At 63.7% G+C, this 18,612-nt stretch carries 19 protein-coding genes; 13 read left to right on the forward strand and 6 right to left on the reverse strand.

Going from position 1 to position 18,612, the window contains the following annotated elements; all coding sequences use genetic code 11:
* The first annotated feature begins 48 nt into the window (after positions 1-48).
* The 6 genes from ABEA12_RS05180 to ABEA12_RS05205 all read left to right on the forward strand — a co-directional run bounded on the left by ABEA12_RS05180 (position 49) and on the right by ABEA12_RS05205 (position 4,332).
* Positions 49-1,026 carry an ABC transporter ATP-binding protein gene (locus tag ABEA12_RS05180; protein ID WP_210099553.1) on the forward strand — a complete coding sequence of 326 codons (978 nt, stop codon included), beginning with the start codon at positions 49-51 and terminating at the stop codon, positions 1,024-1,026.
* Positions 1,023-1,778 (forward strand): ABC transporter permease, encoded by a 756-nt coding sequence (locus tag ABEA12_RS05185; RefSeq protein ID WP_210099554.1) that lies wholly within the window; start codon positions 1,023-1,025, stop codon positions 1,776-1,778. Before ABEA12_RS05180 ends, ABEA12_RS05185 begins: the two co-directional genes overlap by 4 nt.
* A complete protein-coding gene (locus ABEA12_RS05190) occupies positions 1,775-2,035 on the forward strand; it encodes a hypothetical protein (RefSeq protein ID WP_210099555.1) in 261 nt (86 codons plus the stop codon). The genes ABEA12_RS05185 and ABEA12_RS05190 overlap by 4 nt, the downstream gene beginning before the upstream one ends.
* Positions 2,035-2,874, forward strand: coding sequence for a sensor histidine kinase (locus tag ABEA12_RS05195; RefSeq protein WP_210099556.1), 840 nt, complete (start codon positions 2,035-2,037; stop codon positions 2,872-2,874). The genes ABEA12_RS05190 and ABEA12_RS05195 overlap by 1 nt, the downstream gene beginning before the upstream one ends.
* Positions 2,865-3,506 carry a response regulator transcription factor gene (locus ABEA12_RS05200; RefSeq protein WP_210099557.1) on the forward strand — a complete coding sequence of 214 codons (642 nt, stop codon included), beginning with the start codon at positions 2,865-2,867 and terminating at the stop codon, positions 3,504-3,506. The genes ABEA12_RS05195 and ABEA12_RS05200 overlap by 10 nt, the downstream gene beginning before the upstream one ends.
* A 145-nt stretch (positions 3,507-3,651) precedes the next feature.
* The gene (locus ABEA12_RS05205; protein WP_210099558.1) at positions 3,652-4,332 is read left to right on the forward strand and encodes a metal-dependent transcriptional regulator; all 681 of its coding nucleotides are present in this window, start codon (positions 3,652-3,654) and stop codon (positions 4,330-4,332) included.
* Between the two features lie 27 nt (positions 4,333-4,359).
* On the opposite strand, the gene ABEA12_RS05210 is transcribed toward ABEA12_RS05205, so the two are convergent.
* The 4 genes from ABEA12_RS05210 to ABEA12_RS05225 all read right to left on the reverse strand — a co-directional run bounded on the left by ABEA12_RS05210 (position 4,360) and on the right by ABEA12_RS05225 (position 8,133).
* On the reverse strand, positions 4,360-5,232 hold the full coding sequence (locus ABEA12_RS05210) for a metal ABC transporter permease (protein WP_210099559.1): 873 nt from the start codon (positions 5,230-5,232) through the stop codon (positions 4,360-4,362).
* The gene (locus tag ABEA12_RS05215; protein ID WP_210099560.1) at positions 5,229-5,972 is read right to left on the reverse strand and encodes a metal ABC transporter ATP-binding protein; all 744 of its coding nucleotides are present in this window, start codon (positions 5,970-5,972) and stop codon (positions 5,229-5,231) included. Before ABEA12_RS05215 ends, ABEA12_RS05210 begins: the two co-directional genes overlap by 4 nt.
* A complete protein-coding gene (locus ABEA12_RS05220; RefSeq protein ID WP_210099561.1) occupies positions 5,969-6,916 on the reverse strand; it encodes a metal ABC transporter solute-binding protein, Zn/Mn family in 948 nt (315 codons plus the stop codon). Before ABEA12_RS05220 ends, ABEA12_RS05215 begins: the two co-directional genes overlap by 4 nt.
* 305 nt (positions 6,917-7,221) lie before the next feature.
* On the reverse strand, positions 7,222-8,133 hold the full coding sequence (locus ABEA12_RS05225; RefSeq protein ID WP_345466804.1) for an integrase: 912 nt from the start codon (positions 8,131-8,133) through the stop codon (positions 7,222-7,224).
* Between the two features lie 507 nt (positions 8,134-8,640).
* On the opposite strand from ABEA12_RS05225, the gene ABEA12_RS05230 reads away from it, so the two are divergent.
* Positions 8,641-9,420 (forward strand): VOC family protein, encoded by a 780-nt coding sequence (locus ABEA12_RS05230; protein ID WP_210099562.1) that lies wholly within the window; start codon positions 8,641-8,643, stop codon positions 9,418-9,420.
* A 94-nt stretch (positions 9,421-9,514) separates the two neighbouring features.
* Here the strand turns inward: ABEA12_RS05230 and purB are convergent, their stop codons facing one another.
* The gene (purB, locus tag ABEA12_RS05235) at positions 9,515-10,924 is read right to left on the reverse strand and encodes an adenylosuccinate lyase (RefSeq protein ID WP_210099563.1); all 1,410 of its coding nucleotides are present in this window, start codon (positions 10,922-10,924) and stop codon (positions 9,515-9,517) included.
* Positions 10,925-11,128: 204 nt separating this feature from the next.
* Here purB and ABEA12_RS05240 point away from each other — a divergent pair, with 204 nt between their 5' ends.
* Both ABEA12_RS05240 and ABEA12_RS05245 read left to right on the forward strand, forming a co-directional pair.
* On the forward strand, positions 11,129-11,443 hold the full coding sequence (locus ABEA12_RS05240; protein WP_210099564.1) for a hypothetical protein: 315 nt from the start codon (positions 11,129-11,131) through the stop codon (positions 11,441-11,443).
* 29 nt (positions 11,444-11,472) lie between these two features.
* Positions 11,473-12,897 carry an alpha/beta hydrolase family protein gene (locus tag ABEA12_RS05245; protein WP_210099565.1) on the forward strand — a complete coding sequence of 475 codons (1,425 nt, stop codon included), beginning with the start codon at positions 11,473-11,475 and terminating at the stop codon, positions 12,895-12,897.
* Here ABEA12_RS05245 and ABEA12_RS05250 read toward each other — a convergent pair.
* Complete coding sequence (locus ABEA12_RS05250) at positions 12,894-13,292, reverse strand: phage holin family protein (protein WP_210099566.1); 399 nt, start codon at positions 13,290-13,292, stop codon at positions 12,894-12,896. The genes ABEA12_RS05245 and ABEA12_RS05250 overlap by 4 nt on opposite strands.
* A 124-nt stretch (positions 13,293-13,416) precedes the next feature.
* On the opposite strand from ABEA12_RS05250, the gene ABEA12_RS05255 reads away from it, so the two are divergent.
* The 4 genes from ABEA12_RS05255 (at position 13,417) to ABEA12_RS05270 (ending at position 18,280) form a co-directional block, all read left to right on the forward strand.
* A complete protein-coding gene (locus ABEA12_RS05255) occupies positions 13,417-14,538 on the forward strand; it encodes a histidinol-phosphate transaminase (RefSeq protein ID WP_210099567.1) in 1,122 nt (373 codons plus the stop codon).
* Positions 14,539-14,662: 124 nt separating this feature from the next.
* Positions 14,663-15,811: a pyruvate dehydrogenase (acetyl-transferring) E1 component subunit alpha gene (pdhA, locus tag ABEA12_RS05260; RefSeq protein ID WP_210099568.1), complete on the forward strand. Its 1,149-nt coding sequence runs from the start codon at positions 14,663-14,665 to the stop codon at positions 15,809-15,811.
* Positions 15,808-16,788: an alpha-ketoacid dehydrogenase subunit beta gene (locus ABEA12_RS05265; protein ID WP_210099569.1), complete on the forward strand. Its 981-nt coding sequence runs from the start codon at positions 15,808-15,810 to the stop codon at positions 16,786-16,788. The genes pdhA and ABEA12_RS05265 overlap by 4 nt, the downstream gene beginning before the upstream one ends.
* A 64-nt stretch (positions 16,789-16,852) precedes the next feature.
* Positions 16,853-18,280, forward strand: coding sequence for a dihydrolipoamide acetyltransferase family protein (locus ABEA12_RS05270; protein WP_210099570.1), 1,428 nt, complete (start codon positions 16,853-16,855; stop codon positions 18,278-18,280).
* The last annotated feature ends 332 nt before the right edge of the window (positions 18,281-18,612 follow it).

The following is an 18,612-nucleotide window of genomic DNA, read 5'->3' on the forward strand; positions in this document are numbered from 1 at the left end:
TGAGCTTTTGCTCTTCTGCCGGCGCCGCAAACGCAGGAGACTGGGAGCATGAGCCAGGCAAATAAGCACCAGACGCTGCCACACCCCGTATCCATGGGCGCTTCGGGCCAAGAAAGCGCACAGGCACTGCGGCTGCGCAACGTGTCCAAGACCTTCAACACGCCCGAGGGGCCGCTGCAGGCAGTGGCCGGCATCGACCTGGAGGTGGGCTCCGGGGAAATCGTGGCCTTCCTTGGCCCCAATGGTGCGGGCAAGACCACGGCCATTGACATGATGCTCGGCCTCACCCAACCCAGCTCCGGCACCATTTCCGTCTTTGGCAAGTCCCCGCGCGCGGCGGTCGAAGTCGGGGAAATCTCCGCCGTGCTGCAGACCGGAGGGTTGCTGCGCGATTTGACGGTGCATGAAACGGTGAGAGCAATCGCCGCGCTGCACGGAGCGAAAGACCGCATAGACGAGGTGATGCAACGGACCGACATCCAGTCCCTGACCAAGCGCAAGGTCTCCAAATGCTCCGGCGGGGAACAACAGCGGCTCAAGTTCGCCTTGGCCCTGCTGCCCGATCCCCGGCTGTTGATCCTCGACGAGCCAACCGCCGGAATGGACGTCTCGGCCCGGCGCGCCTTTTGGGAGACCATGCGCCAGGACGCGCTGGCGGGCCGCACCGTTCTCTTTGCCACGCATTACCTTGAAGAAGCGCAGGACTTTGCCGAGCGCACCGTGCTCATCGGGGCGGGAAAGATGCTCGCCGACGGCCCCACCGCGCAATTGCGCGAAATGGCCGGGGGCCGCACCGCCAGCGCCACGCTTCCGGCACACGAGCCACCCGAGGAAGCCCTAGCGGCCCTGCGCGCACTTCCCCGGGTCACCGCGGTCGCGCTGAACGGACACCGGGTCTCGGTCACCGGAGAAGACTCCGACGCGGCGGCCAGGATGCTGTTGACGGAGCTGGGCGCAACAGACCTGGAAATCACCGCACCCACCCTGGAAGCCGCCTTCCTGGCCCTGACCGGAGAAAAACAATGAACCCCACCTATGTGCGCATCGAACTGCTGCGCCAGTCCCGTGACATCGGGAACATCATGTTCATCCTCTTCATGCCGGTGGCCATGTACCTGCTCTTCGGGAACATGTTCGGCGGTGGCGGGGAATCGGCCGGCAACGGCAACGTGAAGTTCTACGTCATGGCCTCGATGGCCGCCTACGGCGCGGCCGTGGCCACCACCTCCATCGCCGGAACCGCAGCCACCGAGTCGATGCTCGGTTGGGGCAGGCAGATCGCCCTGACCCCGATGAAACCGCGGGACTTCGTGGCCGCAAAGGTCAGTGTCGCGTTGATTGTTTCGGCAGCCAGCATCGGAATTGTGTACATGTTTGGAGCGTTCACCGGGGCACAGGCCGAGACCCCCGCCATCTGGACGATGAGCTACGTGATCACCGTGGTGGGCTCGGGTATCTACGCACTGTACGGGATGGGGATCGGCATGAGTTTCAAGTCCGAGACGGCCATCGGCGTTGCCGCCGCGGGAATGGTGTTCTTTGCTTTCTTCGGCAACGTGTTCCTGCCGCTGAGCGGCACCATGCTGAGCATCGCGCGCTTCACCCCGATGTACGGGTATGCGGGTCTGGCCCGTTATCCGCTCACGGAGGGTATTGGTGCTGGTGCGGGTGCGGGAACCGACTCCTTGATGGTCTTGATGGCTAATGTTGTGGCATGGACACTGATCTTCGCGGCGCTGGCCCTCTGGGCCGTGCGCCGGTCCCGGGTGCGGCAATGACACCGGTACCCGGCGCAGCCGCTGCCGAGTCTTTCTGGGCACGCTACGGGTGGCTGCTGGCGGCGGTGTGGATTGTTTTCCTGCTCTTTCCGATCCTCAGCATCGCCGAGTCCAGCCTGCCGGTGCCGATGCGCGTGCTGGGCTATTGCCTGCTGGCTGCCTTTGCTGCCGTGTACCTGTGGGGATTTTTTCCTTCAGTTTCGCCCTGGGAGTCAACGTCCGCGGCCATGCCGGGGCCAGGATCCCCTTTGGACTGATGCTGCTCATCGTGGTGGCCAGCATTCCGGTCCTGGGTCCCGATGCCATCAGCTTCGGTCCCTTCATCATCAGCTACGCCGCCTATCTGCTTTCGCTGCGCACCATGTGGATCGTCAATGCCCTGGTGCTGGCCACCAGCCTCGGCGTTGCGGTGATCACGAACATGGTGGGCGACTTTATTTTCTTGATCGGCCTGTTGGCGGTGTTGGTGGTTGTCAACGCGGTCAATACGGCGTTGATCCGGCACAGCATCCGCTCCGGGGACCTGCGCATGGACCATGCGATTCTTTCCTCCCAGGACCGCATGGCGCGGGACGTGCACGATGTGCTGGGCCATTCGCTGACCGCGGTGTCCCTGAAGGCAGAGCTCGCCGAACGCTTGCTGGACACCGACGTGGCAGCCGCCCGGGCTGAACTGTCCCAAATCAGGGAGCTGACCGCCGAGGCACTGGAATCGATCCGGGCCACCGTGGGCGGGCTGCGGCGCACCACGCTGGCCGAGGAACTGGAGCCCGTGTGCGCGGCGCTCGATGACGCGCAACTTCACACCGTGCTCAGCGGGGACGCGCAGAAGGTACACCCGGTGCGTTCGATCGTCATGTCCTGGGTGTTGCGTGAATCGATCACCAACGTGTTGCGGCACGCCCACGCCACGACGTGCTGGATCACGGTGAGAGGGGATTCGCTGACCGTCGAGGATGACGGGGATTCGCTGGCAGGAAGCGCCGAGGGCCACGGCTTGCGAGGCCTGCGCGAACGGGCCAGGCTGGCCGAGGCCAACTGCCGGATTGGAACATCCGAGCATGGTGGCACCAAGGTGAGTGTGCAATGGGACTGAATCCGCCAAGCCCCGGCGGGGGCAAACCGATCCGGGTGCTGCTGGCCGATGACCAGGCGCTGGTGCGCGGGGCATTGGCAGCGTTGCTGAACCTTGAGGAGGACATCGAGGTCGTCGCGCAAACCGGGGACGGAACCAATGTTGTGGCGCTCGCCAGGGAGCACCGGGTGGACGTGGCGTTGCTGGATATCCAGATGCCCGTCACCGACGGACTGGCCGCGGCTTCCTCGTTGCGTGCTGCGATGCCCGGGTGCAAGGTGTTGATCGTGACGACCTTCGACCGGCCCGGCTACCTGCGTGCCGCCTTCGATGCCGGCGCACGCGGGTTCCTGGTCAAGGACACCCCGTCCTCCGAGTTGGCGGCTGCGGTTCGCCGTGTGCATGCCGGAGGCCAGGTGCTCGATGCGTCCTTGGCGGCCCAGTCGCTGATAGGCGGGGTGAACCCGCTGACCGAGCGCGAGTGCCAGGTGCTCTCCCAAGCCCAATCCGGTGCTCCGGTGGCCCGGATCGCCAAAACCCTGTTCCTCAGTGTCGGCACCGTGCGCAACCACCTGTCCAACGCCATCGGCAAGACCGGTGCCTCGAACCGGATCGAGGCGGCACACCTTGCGCACGAACAAGGGTGGATCTAGCCCAGGGGTGTCCTTGGACCCGCAACAGTGAAGAAAACACACTGCCAACGGCCATCACCATGAAGTTCCGGGGTCCGGTGGCCACGCCCGTGGCGGGGCAGTACGGTGCCTCGGTGCCGCCCGATACCTCGGTAGACTAGTGCCCATGTCGGTTTCGGAGCTATCTGTCAGTACACAGAACTACTTGAAGGTCATTTGGGGTCTGGAGGAATGGTCGAGCACCCCGGTGACCGCCACCGAGATCGCCCAGAAAACCGGGCTGAGGATGTCATCGGTCTCCGATGCCGTGCGCAAGATGGCTGGGCAGGGGCTGGTGGACCACCAGCGCTACGGTGCGGTGGAACTCACCGAAGAGGGACGGACCTATGCCGTGCAGATGGTGCGCCGGCACCGGCTGCTGGAAACATTCCTGGTCACGGTGCTGGGCTATGACTGGGAAAAGATCCATGACGAGGCCGAACATCTTGAGCATGCCGTCTCGGATTTCTTTGTCGAGCGGATCGACTCGATCCTGGGGCATCCCGGCCGCGACCCGCACGGAGACCCGATCCCCGATGCGCACGGGGTGGTCGATGTTCCCAGCGCCCAGCCGCTGACGGAAATGAAGCCCGGTGCGCGAGTGAAGGTGGAGCGGATCTCCGACGAAGACGCTGAATTACTGGGGTTCTTTTCCGAACGCGGGATCATCCCGGGCGCCGTGCTGCGCCTGGGTACGCCCGAACCTTTCTCCGATGCCATGGCGGTTTTGGTCGAGGGCACGGACGCGCCGGTGAGCCTGGGAACCAGGGCGGGCAACTCGCTCTTCGTGGCCGCCTTCGAAGACTGAGCGTCAAACGCATTCGATGTTCCGCAGTTACGCGGTCAATGCCATGCGGCGTCGTCGTGCGGCCCGGATTCGGGTCCCGATCAACCCTTGGCGCGGTGCGAAGAAGTAGGCCAACGCGAAAGCGGTGCCCTGCGCCAACACGATCATGCCGCCCGAGGCCGTGTCCATGTAGTAGCTCGTGTACAGTCCTAGCACCGCGCATGCCACCGAGATCGCCGGAGCGATCACCAACATCCGCGAATGCCTGTCGGTGAGCAGGTAGGCGGTGGCCCCGGGAATGATCAGCATCGCGACCACCAGGATCACGCCCACTGCCTGCAGCGCGACCACCGAGGTCAGGGCCAGCAGGGCCAGCAGGGCAGCTCCGAGCATGCGGGGGTTCAAGCCAATGGCGTGTGCATGGGTCGGGTCGAAGGAGTAGAGGGTGAAATCCCTGCGCTTGATCAACAGCACGGCCATCGCCAGTGCGGCCAAGATCATGATCTGGGCCAGATCCCCGCTGGAGACTCCGAGCAGGTTGCCGAAGATGATGTGGGTGAGGTCGGTGTGCGAGGGCGTGACGGAGATCAGCACAAGTCCCAGGGCGAAGAGGGTCGTGAAGACGATGCCGATTGCCGCGTCTTCCTTGATCCTGCTGGTTTCGCGCACCGCACCGATCAGCCCCACCGCCAGGAAGCCAAAGAGCAGTGCCCCCACGGCGAAGGGGACGGAGAAAACGTAAGCGAGCACGACGCCGGGCAGTACTGCGTGGGAGACGGCGTCCCCCATCAACGACCAGCCGATGAGCACCAACCAGCAGGAAAGCACGGCACACAGGGCGGCGGCGGTGACGGCGGTGACCAAGGCGCGGACCATGAAGTCATAGCTCAGCGGCTCAAGCAATATCTCGAAAAGGCTCATGATGCACTCTCCCGATCAAGGACATCCAGGCCGAAGGCCAGGGCAAGGTTGGCGGGGGTCAGTACCGATTCGGGGGTGCCGTGGGCCAAGACCTTGCGCATCAGCAGCACGGCCTCGTCGGCGAGTTTCGGCAGGGCATGCAGGTCGTGGGTGGAGACCAGGATCGTGGCACCTGAGGCTGCAAGCTCGCGCAGCAACCTGGTCATGGTTGCCTCCGAGCGCTTGTCCACTCCGGCGAAGGGCTCATCGAGCAGCAGCATCGTGGCGTTTTGCGCGATGCCGCGCGCCACGAAGGCACGCTTCTTCTGGCCACCGGAGAGCTGCCCGATCTGCCGGGAGGCGAACTCGGTGAGCTCGGTGCGTTCCATGGCATCATCGACCGCCTGTCGGTCCGCGGCCTTGGGCCGGCGCAACGGACCCATGTGTCCGTAGCGGCCCATCATGACCACGTCCCGTACGGAGATCGGGAAATCCCAGTCCACGTCTTCGCTTTGCGGGACGTAGCCGATGATCCCCTTCTTCCGGGCTTGGGTGGGGCTGTACCCGTGGATGGCGACGGTGCCGCGATCGGGCTTGACCAGTCCCATGATGGACTTGAAAAGGGTGGACTTGCCCGATCCGTTCATGCCGACCAACCCGCAGATCCGTCCGGCCTGCAGTTCCAGGCTGGCGCCTTCGAGCGCCTTGACCTCCCCGTAGTTCACGCAGACATCGTGGACCTTCAGTGCAAGGGAACTCACGATTTGGCCCCGGAAAGTGCATCGAGGATCAGGTCCGAGTCGTGGCGGATCAGTTCCAGGTATGTCGGGACGGGCCCATCGGCCGCGGAGAGCGAATCGACGTAAAGCATTCCGCCGAATTCAGCCTCGGTGGCCTCGACAACCTGCTGCATCGGCGCATCGGAAACCGTGGATTCACAGAAGACCGCCGGGACCTCGTTTTCCTTCACGAATTCGATAACCGATGTAATTTGGCGCGGGGTGGCCTGCGACTCGGCATTGACCGGCCAGATGTATTTCTCGGTCAGGCCGGCGTCGCGGGCCATGTAGGAGAAAGCCCCTTCGCAGGTGACCAGGGCGCGGTGGGCCTTGGGCAGTGCGGAGAGCCCGGTGACCAGCGAATCCTGGACTGCCTGGAGCTCCTTCTTGTAGCCGGCCGCATTGGCGGCGTAGTACTTGGCGTTCTGCGGGTCCAGCGTGGCGAAGGCAGAGGAAATGTTCTCCACGTACTGCTGCACGTTCACCGGGCTCATCCACGCGTGGGGGTTGGGTTTGCCTGCGTCTTCCTCGGCGGTGATATCCATGGGCGCGACGCCCTCGGTGAGCACCGCGTGAGGGACGTCGAGCTCGTCCACGAACTTCGAGAACCAGGCTTCGAGGTTCAGTCCGTTGTCCAGGATCAAATCGGCGTCGCTTGCCTTGGCGATGTCGCGCGGCGTCGGCTCGTAGCCGTGGATCTCGGCGCCGACCTTGGTGATCGATTCGACGCGGATCTTGTCGCCGCCGACGTTGCTGGCGATGTCGGCCAGGACGGTGAACGTGGTCAGTACCACGGGGCGGTCATCTGCGGCGGCCGGTGGGCTCGAAGCTACGGCCGCGCAGGAGACGAGGCTGGCGCTCAGCGCCAAGGCGCCAAGTGCGCCGAGAAGTCGGCGGCGTTGCCGAGGTGCGGAGTGGGAGCTCATGGGATTCCTTGCATGCGAGCGGCAGACTGGTGCCACGAAAAAAGATGTTACGTAGATATTATGTTCGTCTTGCCTAACTTTCAACTTCAGGTGTCTTCCCGGTGACACGGAGGATAAGGCAAACAGCTCCGCGTGCTACTGGTGCCAAGATTCCTGGCGTGCCCTGAACCGACGAAGAACCTCTGTGGCTACCACCTGTTGCGTCATGTCAATACCTCCGGGAAGGTCGATACGTTGCCTCACCAAGAAACCTCCGCATAGATCGATACGTTGCCTCAGAGGAAAACCTCCGGGAAATGATCGCTTCATGACTGGACCTCCTTGAGGTGGTTGGTGGTGATGCCGCCCTTGGCCTTGGATAGGGTTTCCAGGCGTCCCGTCAGGGCGAGGATCTGGCGTGAGAGCGCCATGACCCTGATTTTCTTGAAGACCGCATTCATGCGGATGATCGGCATCTTACGCACCGCCGGGTGGATGATCGCTCGTTGGTGCGGAGTGGCCGGCTTGTCATGAACCTTGGTGACCTTGGCCCCGTTGCGGGTCTTCCTCACCAGCTTCTGTTGGGGCAGGAGATAGTTGGTGAAGACGCGGTCCAACTCCCATATCTCATTGAGTAGTTCCAATTCGGCCGGCGTGTCATAGCGCAGGTATCCGACCAGTTCACGGACCCGTGACCAGTTCTTTTGCTCCACGTGGGCACCATCGTTCTTGTTCCCGGAGCGTGAGCCGGTGTTGGTGATGTGCTGCTCGTCGCAGTAGTTTTTCAATTCGTGATTGATAAATTCACTGCCATTGTCCGAGTCGATCCCGATGATGGGAAACGGGAAGACACTGGTGACGTGTTGCAGGGCCTCGAACACCCATTTCTGGGCCTTGTTCTTCTCGGCCCGGTTCACCGTCCACCCGGTGGAAATGTCGGTCACTGTGAGGGTGAAGCAGAACTCCCCGCTGCTGTTCCCACCCTCGTGTCCCACGAGGTCAATCTCGACGAAGCCGGGCATCGCATCGTCCCATTCGGCACAGGTGCGTATCGGGATTTGGGATTTGAGTAGGGATCCTGGCTTGGTGTGTGAGCGTCTGCGCAATCGCATCTTCGCCCGTTCGCTCGCCAGCCTGCGGTCGATCGTCGAGGCGCTCATGCGCATCAGCAGCTCGGCCTGCACCTCGGTGACGTCCAGGGCTTTCTCGGTGCGCAACATCGGCACGAGGTAGTCCATGGAGGCGGAGAGCAGCTTCGACGATCGACCGCAGCACCGCCCAGCAGAGAATGAGTCCCGGTTGCAGGTCCGCCGGGTAGGTCGGCTTCCTTCCGGCTGGAACCTTGCGGGGCCGTGCCGGCAGCAGGGTTTGGCGTAGGGCCGTACGGGCGTAGTCCCGGTGCCACCCAGTCAGGGCCACCAGCTCGTCGAGTATGTTCCCCTTGGCCTTGCGATTGGCAGCGCGATAGCGCGTCGCCAGCTGTTTGGTTACTGCCTTGCGAGCCGTCATGTTCAGTCCCATGTCAATGACGAGATACCTCAGAAACCCGAATATCAAGAGCAACCGAAGCGGAGGTTTTCTTCTGAGGCAACGTATCGGCCAATGCGGAGGTTTCTTCGTGAGGCAACGTATCGATCTACGCGGAGGTTTTTTACGAGTCAACGCGTACCATTGCCGCGCTGCGTTGGCGCACCTACACTCGCTTGTACGCAGACTCCATGCACACCGTACGGAAGGTATCTGTCATGCCCAAGCCAACCATCGAGGCCGGATCGCCGTGCTGGATCGAGCTGGCCTCGACCGACCCGCAACGAGCCATGGAATTCTATGCGAAGGTCTTCGGCTGGAGCTACGAGATCAAGGACCAGCAGAAGTACGGCGGCTACACGATGGCCCTCAAGGACGGGGCATCCGTTGCCGGGATCATGCTCAACGACGGCAGCAACGGTGCCACCGATCTCTGGTCGACGTACTTGCGCGTGAATGACATCGATGCCGTAGCCGAGGCTGCGGTGGCGCATGGAGGGCAGCTGCGCTTCGGGCCCATGGATGTCCCGGAACAGGGCAAGATGGCGGTGCTCGCAGATGCCGGTGGCGCTGAAATCGGTCTCTTCGAATTCGGTGGCCACACGGGATTCGGCCTTGCTTCGGAGCCCGGGGCACCCACGTGGCATGAGCTCCATACCCGCGACTACGACTCATCGGTTCAGTTCTACCGAGAAGTCTTTGGCTGGGAAACTTCCGTGATGTCCAACAGCGATGACTTCCGCTACACGACCTTGGGCGAGGGGGAAGGTGCCAAGGCCGGGATCATGGATGCCGGCGCGCTGCTGACTGAATCCACACCGCCGCACTGGCTCGTCTACTTCGGGGTCGCGGACACCGACGACGCGGTTCAAAAGGCCGTGGCCACCGGAGGCCAGGTGGTACAGGCCGCCGAAGACACCCCGTTTGGCCGCCAAGCGGTGCTCAGGGATCCCACGGGCGCCGAATTCTGGATCATCCAGGACCCGGCACAGGATTGAGTCCCGGGAGCACCAACGAAAAGACGGATCGTCCCGGCCGATGTGCCCGGAACGATCCGTCTTTCTTCTGTCTTGGAGCATTGAGGCCGCGAAGCTACTTCTTGAGGTGGTCGACCAGCTTCGAAGCGATGCCGTTGTAGGAACCCGGGGTCAGGGCCAACAGACGTGCCTCCGCCTCCGCCGAGAGGCCCAGCGAGGATACAAAATCACGCATGCGCGCACCATTGACGCGCTGGCCGCGGGTCAGGTCCTTCAGGCGCTCATAGGGGTTGTCCATGCCTTCGACACCTGCGATGGCCTCGGCGCGCATCACCATCTGGATGGCCTCGCCAAGTACTTCCCAGTTGTTCTCCAGGTCCTGGGCCAGCACATCCTCGGCAACATCCAAGCGGTCAAGGCCCTTGGCGACGTTGGAGATCGCCAGCAGCGAGTGGCCGAAGGCCGTTCCGATGTTGCGCTGCGAGGACGAGTCGGTGAGATCGCGCTGCCAACGGCTGGTCACCAGGGTGGCACCCAGGGTGTCCAGCAGCCCGTTGGAGATCTCCAGGTTCGCTTCGGCATTCTCGAAGCGGATCGGGTTGACCTTGTGCGGCATGGTCGAGGAACCGGTGGCCCCGGGTACGGGGACCTGCGCGAAGTAGCCGATGGAGATGTAGCTCCACACATCGGTGCACAGGTTGTGCAGGATCCGGTTGAAGCGGGCCATATCGGCGTACAGCTCGGCCTGCCAGTCGTGGGACTCGATCTGGGTGGTCAGCGGGTTCCAGCTCAGTCCCAAGTGCTCGACGAAGGTGCGCGAGACTTCCTGCCAATCGGCGGAGGGGACCGAGGCGTAGTGGGCCGCATAGGTGCCGGTGGCGCCGTTGATCTTGCCCAGGAACTCCGTCTTTTCGATGCGGTCCAGCTGACGGGTAAGCCGCCACGCCAACACGGCAAGTTCCTTGCCCAGGGTGGTGGGGGTGGCGGGTTGGCCATGGGTGCGCGAGAGCATCGGCACGTCACGCGACTCTTCTGCCATGGCGGTGATCTGCTCAACCAGCGCGCGGGCGGCTGGCAGCCAGACATCCATGACTGCGTCCTTGACGCCCAGGGCGTAGGAGAGATTGTTGATGTCCTCGGAAGTGCAACCGAAGTGGACCAGTGAGGTCAGGTCGGTGATACCGATGCCCTCGAGTCGACGGCCGATGTAGTATTCCACTGCCTTCACGTCGTGGACGGTGATGGCCTCGATCTCGGCCAGCTCGGTGACCGAGGCAGCGTTGAAGTCGGTGACGATCTTGCGCAGCGCGGTACGCTGGGCCTCGGTGAGCGGGGAGGTGCCCGGCAGCACGGAGTTGTCGGTCAGGTGGATCAGCCATTCGACTTCCACGTGGACGCGGTCGCGGTTCAGTGCCGCTTCGGAGAGGTGGTCGACCAGCGGGGCCACGGCGGAACGGTAACGACCGTCCAGGGCGCCCAGGGCGAGGGGTTCGGATGCAAGTGAAATGCGCGCAGAATCAGCCATGGTGCCCATTCTTTCACGATTCATCACGGCGGCACCCAGTCAGTGACGCCGCCCACGTCTCAGTCCTGTCGTATCCCGACGCTCCGGTTATCCACATATTGGGGCACCGCCCCGGCGTAGGTGCCCAAGTGCTGTCAACGTTGAGCCAAGCCGGGCACGAGGAAAGCGCCGGTAACACGGGATGGAAGGCGCGGTGGACAAACGATGCTTGAAGCAATCGCGGATGAAATGCTTGTGCGGGTGGTAGCGACACAGGCAGCGGTATACAGGGCACGCGGGCAACTGGAGCAGGTATTGAACCTGCAATGGGAGTCCCCGGCCGGCCGGGCGTTCCGGGACAGGGCCGAGGAGTTGGCTTCAAAGATCGCTGAACTGGACACCCGTTTGGAAGCGGCCCGCAGGGAGATCTGGGCAGCCCGGTCCGATCTCGCTGAACTTGAATCTTCCATCCTTTCCGGGCTGGGCAGCCTGGGGCCGATCATGACTCCGGGCGGGCTGCCGCGCGGTCTGCTTGGCTGAGCCTGCCGGCGCCAAGGGACGGGGCAGGGATGGGATACGAAGTACGCGGTGGGCCGGGCTCGATGAGGTTCTCCGTCGCCGAGCTCGAACGAACCACTTCCATGCTCACGGGCGCAGGGGCGGAGCTGCTGGACGGTGCCTCGATCCTGCTGGGGGCACCGGTGTTCCCTGCGGCCATGCTGACGTTGGGCACGCTGATGATGCGGATGCGCGTGCTGGAGGCGGTGCGCGGCGTTGCCGAGGCAGCCGCGGCCTGCGGCGTGCGGGCGGGGGAGACCGGGGCGCTGGCGGCGAAGGTCGCCACCGCGCGACTGCGTTACGAGCAGACCGAATCCGTGGTCGGCTACGGGATTAACGCGGTGCGCGGGAGCCTGCTGCCGTTGGGCGTGATGTGGGACCTGGCGAACAACGGAGGCCGGCCGCGCACGTTGACGACCGAGGACATGATCAACCAGCTGCCCCGGTTCCTCGGGTTGCCCTTTGGGCTGTTGCGGGACATCGAGCACGGTGGCGTGACCGAGGAACCGCTTGCCGATCGCCTCTACCCGCAACTCACCGACTTCCTGCAGGGCCAGAACCTCCTGTATCTGGCACCCATCGAGGTCCTTGGCGAGGGGCGGGAACGTTTCGTGGAGTTCGACGGGAGTGTCGAGTCCCTGGTGGATCTGCAAAAGCTGGCGGAGCGTGAGCCACCGGGCAGTCTGCTGGTGACACGGTTCGATGGCCCCCATGACAACTTGTACGTGCTGACGATTCCAGGTACCCAAGCCGACCCGCTCGAAGAGAGACAAGGAGGTTTCCGCAGGATCGGACAGGGCCCGCGGGCTGGCATGGCCAACCCTTGGGACGGAACAGGCATCGTCGAAGCGATGGGCAACGACTCGAGGAACCTTATCCCCTCGATCGAGGAGGCCCTGCGGGAATCAGGTGCCAAGGACGAGGATCGCGTGGTGGTTACCGGCTACAGCCAGGGTGGGATACATGCGGTAAACATCGTCAACGATGAGCACCTGAACACGATGTTCAGTTTTCCCTACCTGTCAACGTTCGGGTCCCCGACCGGCCGGACACCCGTTCCCAAGGGCACCCATGCGTTGCAACTGGAGGACGGGAAGGACATGGTGCCGGGCACCGACGGAAGCCCGAACGCCGAGGAAAGAAACCGGCTGACTGTCGTCTTTGATTCTCCGGACGGAACGGTGGAGTTGGGCAACGACGGGTTTGGCGAGTCCCACAAGCTGGAGAACTACGAATCCCACGCGAAGGAGCTGCGCGGCTCAGGGGACCCGGGCGTCGTTGAATCCCTGGGGCTGCTGGGAAACCTTTTCGGTCGCTCTCGGCAAGGTCGGGTTCGCACGTTCCAGTTGGGTCGACGGCCGCGGCCAAAGGCGAAGCTGCCGAACAAAAACGAATCGAAGCGCGAGGGCCTGGAAAGGATCGCCCCGGCGCACTAGCCCTGGCGTCGGGCCGGGGTGAGCCAACCGATGACAGTGGAGACAATGGAAATGATCAAGGCACCGAGGATGGCGTCCCAGAAGAAGTTGTCAACGTGCAATCCCATGGGCAGGTACTGGGTCAACCACGAGGTCAACATCAGCATGGCAGCGTTGATGACCAGGGTGAACAGGCCCAGCGTCAAGCATGTGATGGGCATGGACAACAAACTCACGATCGGCCGGACCACGGCATTGACCAGTCCGAAGACGAGGCCCACCACCAGGTAGGCGAGGACCAGGCCCAGCGTTGCATCCGAGGCCGGTGCGGGGCTGACAGTGATGCCGGGAAGTACCCACGCGGCGGCCGCAAGGGCCAGCGCGTTGATCACCACTCGTAAAATAAACGCAATCATGAATCCCATCCTGACACAGGATTCCCGTTCCCGGCGGAAACGAAACCGGCATCCCGAAAGACAGGCAGGAAGCGTTGCACCACATGGGGGTAGGTGCGGGGCGGCAACGGCTAAGGTGGATGCCATGACCACCGAAAACCCAGTGCCCCTCGATCCGGTCCAGCCCCGCACCATCATTGGTCGGATGCCCAAGTACGCGGCGGGCAAACCGCCGCGCCAGGTGCAGGGCCTGAGCGCGTTCAAGCTGTCGTCAAACGAAAATCCGCTGCCTCCGATACCTGAAGTCGTTGAAGCGATACGTGCCCAGCTCGATATCAACCGATACCCGGATCCGCTCTCGACCAAGCTGCGCAACGCCTTGGCCCAATTCCTTTCTGTCCCGGCGGAGGACATCGTCACCGGTGCCGGATCGTTGGGGGCTCTGACCCAGATCCTGGCGACCTTTGCCGGCCAGGACGATGACGGAGTGCAAGACGAAGTGGTCTTTGCCTGGCGCTCGTTCGAGGCCTACCCGATCGTGGTGGAAACTGCAGGCGCCTTGCCGGTGCAGGTCCCGCTGATGGCCGATGGCCGACACGACCTTGCTGCGATGGCCGCAGCCGTCAACGAGAACACTTCCGTGATTTTACTGTGCACCCCGAACAACCCCACGGGCCCAGCACTGCGTCGGGACGAGGTCGAGGACTTCATCTCCAACGTTCCTTCCAACGTGTTGATCGTCATTGACGAGGCCTATCAGGAGTTCGTGCGTGACCCGCAGGCGGTGAACGGCATCGATGCCTACCGCAAGTACCCCAATGTCGTGGTCCTGCGTACTTTCTCCAAGGCCCACGGACTGGCGAACCTCCGGGTGGGCTACTCGGTCTCCCACCCGGAGATCACCAGCTACATTCGCGTCGCTGCAACCATGTTCGCAGTCTCCTCTGTGGCCGAGGACGCTGCAGTTGCCTCGCTTGCCCACTACGACAAGGTTGTGGAAAGGGTTCAAATAATCGTCGACGAACGGACCCGCGTGGTGGACGGGCTAAGGGACCTCGGGTGGAACATCCCGGTCTCCGACGGGAACTTCGTCTGGCTTCCCTTGGGGGAGCGCACCGCCGAATTCGCGGAGCTGGCCTCGGAACAAGCCCTGGCGTTGCGTGCGTTCGGCAGTGAAGGGATCAGGGTGACGATCGGCGAGGTGGAAGCCAATACCCGGTTCCTCGAGCTTTGTCGGAACTATCCAAAGGGTTCATTGCTTTCCTAGGGGTGGATGAGTCGCGTTTTGCGACAACGCACCGCTAGGCTTGAACGGACAATCCCGCTATATGCCTTATGGGGAACATATTCCTCACAAGGCATATTTCATGTATGTAAGGACGCCCCTCGGTATGACCAACACCGTGCACGAGCCCTCGGAGCAAGCGTTGATTCAGCTACTTACCCCCGAAGGGGAACGTCGCTCGCACGCCGAGTACGACAGCTACATCCAGGACGTGGATGCGGATATGCTGCGTGGGTTCTTCCACGACATGGCTCTTACGCGCCGCTTCGATCAAGAGGCCACGGCGCTGCAGCGCCAGGGCCAATTGGCCCTCTGGGTTCCGCTGCGCGGGCAGGAAGCGGCACAGATCGGTTCGGGACGGGCCACCCGGCCCAACGACTACATCTTCCCCACCTACCGCGAACACGGCGTCGCGCTGACACGCAACGTGGACTTCCCCCAGATGTTGCGGATCTTCCGCGGCATTTCCAATGGCGGATGGGATCCGCGGGAAAACAACTTCCACATGTACACCATGGTGCTGGCGGCACAGATGCCGCACGCCACCGGCTACGCCATGGCAGTGCAGCGCGACCAGGCAGGCTGGGACGCCGAGCGTTTGGAGAAGGACGGGGAAGCAGTTGTCGCATACTTCGGTGACGGTTCCTCCACTGAGGGTGAGGTCCATGAATCAATGGTCTTTGCCGCCAGCTTCAATGCCCCTGTGGTCTTCTTCTGCCAGAACAACCAGTGGGCCATCTCCGTTCCCTTCCACGTCCAGTCCAAGGTGCCGCTGGCCCAACGCGCGGCAGGCTACGGCTTCCCCGGGATCCGCGTGGACGGCAACGATGTGATCGCGGTGCTGGCAGCGACCCGCTGGGCGCTGGAGCATGCCCGACGCGGCAACGGCCCGGTGCTGATCGAGGCGGTCACCTACCGGATGAGCGCCCACACCACGGCCGATGACCCGACCAAGTACCGCCTGGACGCCGAGGAAGAGTCCTGGGTCGGCCGTGACCCGCTGACCCGCCTGGAAAAGCACCTACGGGAGAGCAACCTCGCCGACGACGCGTTCTTCGAACAGGTCGTCATCGACGGAAACGACATGGCGACACGGGTGCGCGAGGAAGCCATGGCCTTCCCGGAACCCGAACTCGCCCAGTCCTTCGCCAACGTCTACGCCGAGGCCCACCCCCTGATCCAGGAAGAGCTCAAGTGGCACCTGGAGTACGAAGCCGGATTCGCCGACACCGCCGAGGAAGAGGCCACCCGATGAGCACCACCACGATGACGCTGGCCAAGGCCATCACCGCCGGACTCGACCAGGTCCTGGCCAAGAACCCCAAGTCCCTGCTCATCGGGGAGGACATCGGCCGCCTCGGCGGGGTCTACCGGGTGACCGACGGGCTGATCGACACCTACGGTCCGGACCGGGTCGTTGATTCCCCGCTGGGTGAAGCCGGAATCGTGGGCTCCTGCATCGGGATGGCCATCCGCGGCTACAGCCCGATCGCCGAGATCCAGTTCGACGGCTTTGTCTTCCCCGCCTTCAACCAGATCACCACCCAGCTGGCCAAGATGCGTGCCCGCTCCGAGGGCCGATTCGGAGCCCCGGTGGTCATCCGGATCCCCTACGGCGGGGGCATTGGCTCCATTGAGCACCACTCCGAGTCACCCGAGGCGCTGTTCGCACACACCGCGGGATTGCGCATCATGACCCCGTCCAACGCCCACGACGCCTACTGGATGATCCAGCAGGCGGCGGAGTGCCAGGACCCGGTGATCTTCTTCGAGCCCAAGCGCCGCTACTGGCTCAAGGGGGAAGTCGATACCGGGAACCCGGCCGCCGATGCCTTCACCGCCCAGGTCATCAGGCCCGGCGAGGACGCCACCATCGTCACATACGGCCCGCTGGTTCCCGTCGCGCTTGCCGCGGCGGAAGCCGCACGCGAGGACGGGCGCTCGGTGGAAGTCATCGACCTTCGCTCGGTGTCCCCGATCGACTTCGACACCATCACCGAATCGGTGGAAAAGACCGGCCGGTTGATCGTCACCCACGAGGCGCCGACCTTCGGCGGCATCGGCGGGGAAATTGCCGCCCGGATTTCCGAGCGGGCATTCCTGTCCCTGGAGGCCCCCGTCATCCGTGTCGGCGGCTTCCACATGCCATATCCCGTGGCCAAGGTCGAGGAACAATACTTGCCGGACATCGACAAGGTCCTCGAAGCACTCGACCGGTCCTTCGCCTACTAACCCGTCGGTGCCCCCAGCGCCACCGCCTACGCAGCAGCATAGTTTCTCACAAGGAGTGAAGACGATGAGCACCTTCAATCTTCCCGATGTCGGCGAAGGCCTCACCGAGGCCGAAATCGTCAGTTGGAAAGTCAAGCCGGGTGACACCGTGACCGTGAACCAGGTCTTCGTCGAGATCGAGACGGCAAAGTCGCTTGTTGAGCTGCCCAGCCCCTACGCGGGAGTGGTCAAGGAGCTGCACGGGGCGGAAGGCGAGACCCTGGCCGTGGGTGCACCGCTGTTCTCCGTGGATGAGGAAGGCTCCGGCCCCGCTCCGATGACCAACGTCCCCGAAGTCGCCGACGTTGCCGAAACCGAAACGCCTGTCGCCAGCGAGCACCCAGGCCCGCTGGTTGGTTCCGGGCCCAAGGCCGACGCCGTCAAGCGCCGCGCCCGCAATGGCCGGCCGGCGCCTGCCAAGTCCGAGCGTGCCGTCGCAACCCCGCCCGCCCAGGCGGTTCCGGCGGCGTTGGCAGACACCATCTCCCGCCGCGCCGCAGGAATCGGTCAGGCCTCCACCCGGCTGACCGCCGCGGCGAAGCCTGCCGTTGCAGCGTTCATGGATCGCGTGCTGGCCAAGCCGCCGGTACGCAAGGTCGCCAAGGAACTCGGCGTTGACCTCACCGAGGTCACCGGCACGGGCGGCCAAGGTGAAATCACCCGCGACGACGTGCTCTCCTACAACGCACAGCGCGAGGCCGAACGTGATGCGGCCCCGATGTTCTGGTCCTCCAAGGGCATGGAACTGGACGATCAAATCGTACGCACCCCGGTGCGCGGGATCCGCAAGGCCACGGCAAAGGCCATGGTCGATTCCGCTTTCAGCGCCCCGCACGTATCGATCTTCGTCGACGTCGATGCCTCCCGGACCATGGAATACGTCGCCCGGCTCAAGAAGAGCCGCGACTTCGAGGGCATCCGCGTTTCCCCGCTGCTGGTGCTGGCCAAGGCCGTCATCTGGGCCGCGGCACGCAACCCTTCGGTGAACGCCTCCTGGGTGGAAACCGGAAACGGGGCCGAGATCCAGGTCAAGCACTTCATGAACCTGGGCATTGCCGCCGCGACCCCTCGCGGACTGATCGTCCCGAACCTGAAGAACGCCCAGAACCTCTCGATGCGCGAACTGGCGATCGAACTCAACGAGCTGGCAGCCACCGCCCGCGCAGGAAAGACCTCCCCGGCAGACATGACCGGCGGCACCCTGACGATCACCAATATCGGAGTGCTGGGAATCGACACCGGTACCCCGATCATCAACCCCGGCGAAGTGGCAATCGTGGCCTTCGGCACGATCCGCCAGAAACCATGGGTCATCGACGGACAGGTCGTTCCCCGCTGGATCACCACGCTGGGTGGCTCCTTCGACCACCGCGTGGTAGACGGGGACCTTTCGGCACGGTTCATGGCCGACGTCGCCTCGATCATGCAGGAACCGGCGCTGCTGCTGGACTGATCCGCCGATCTGCATGGTCCTGCGGGCTCTCGGTGGCGCGCGGGACGGATCCCGCGCGGCACCGAAGGTGCCTCTTGGCAAGCGGGAGCGGGCTGAGGCACAGTGGACGCGATACCGCCTCCAAGGGGAAACACTATGAGCACAAACCCCGCCATCTCGCGCCCCGCACGTTTGGGTTCCTCGGTGCGTGCGATGGCTCTCGTCTCGGTGCTGGGATTCACCTTGCTGACCGGTTGTTCGGATACCACGCCGCCGGCACCGAGTAGCGCGCGCGAATCCGTTTCCCCGGGGAAACGTCGTCGAACGCCTCCGCGAACTCCCCGGTTTCGGCC

The sequence above is a fragment of the Paeniglutamicibacter antarcticus genome (assembly GCF_039544305.1).
In the GTDB taxonomy this organism is placed as follows: Bacteria; Actinomycetota; Actinomycetes; order Actinomycetales; family Micrococcaceae; genus Paeniglutamicibacter; species Paeniglutamicibacter antarcticus_C.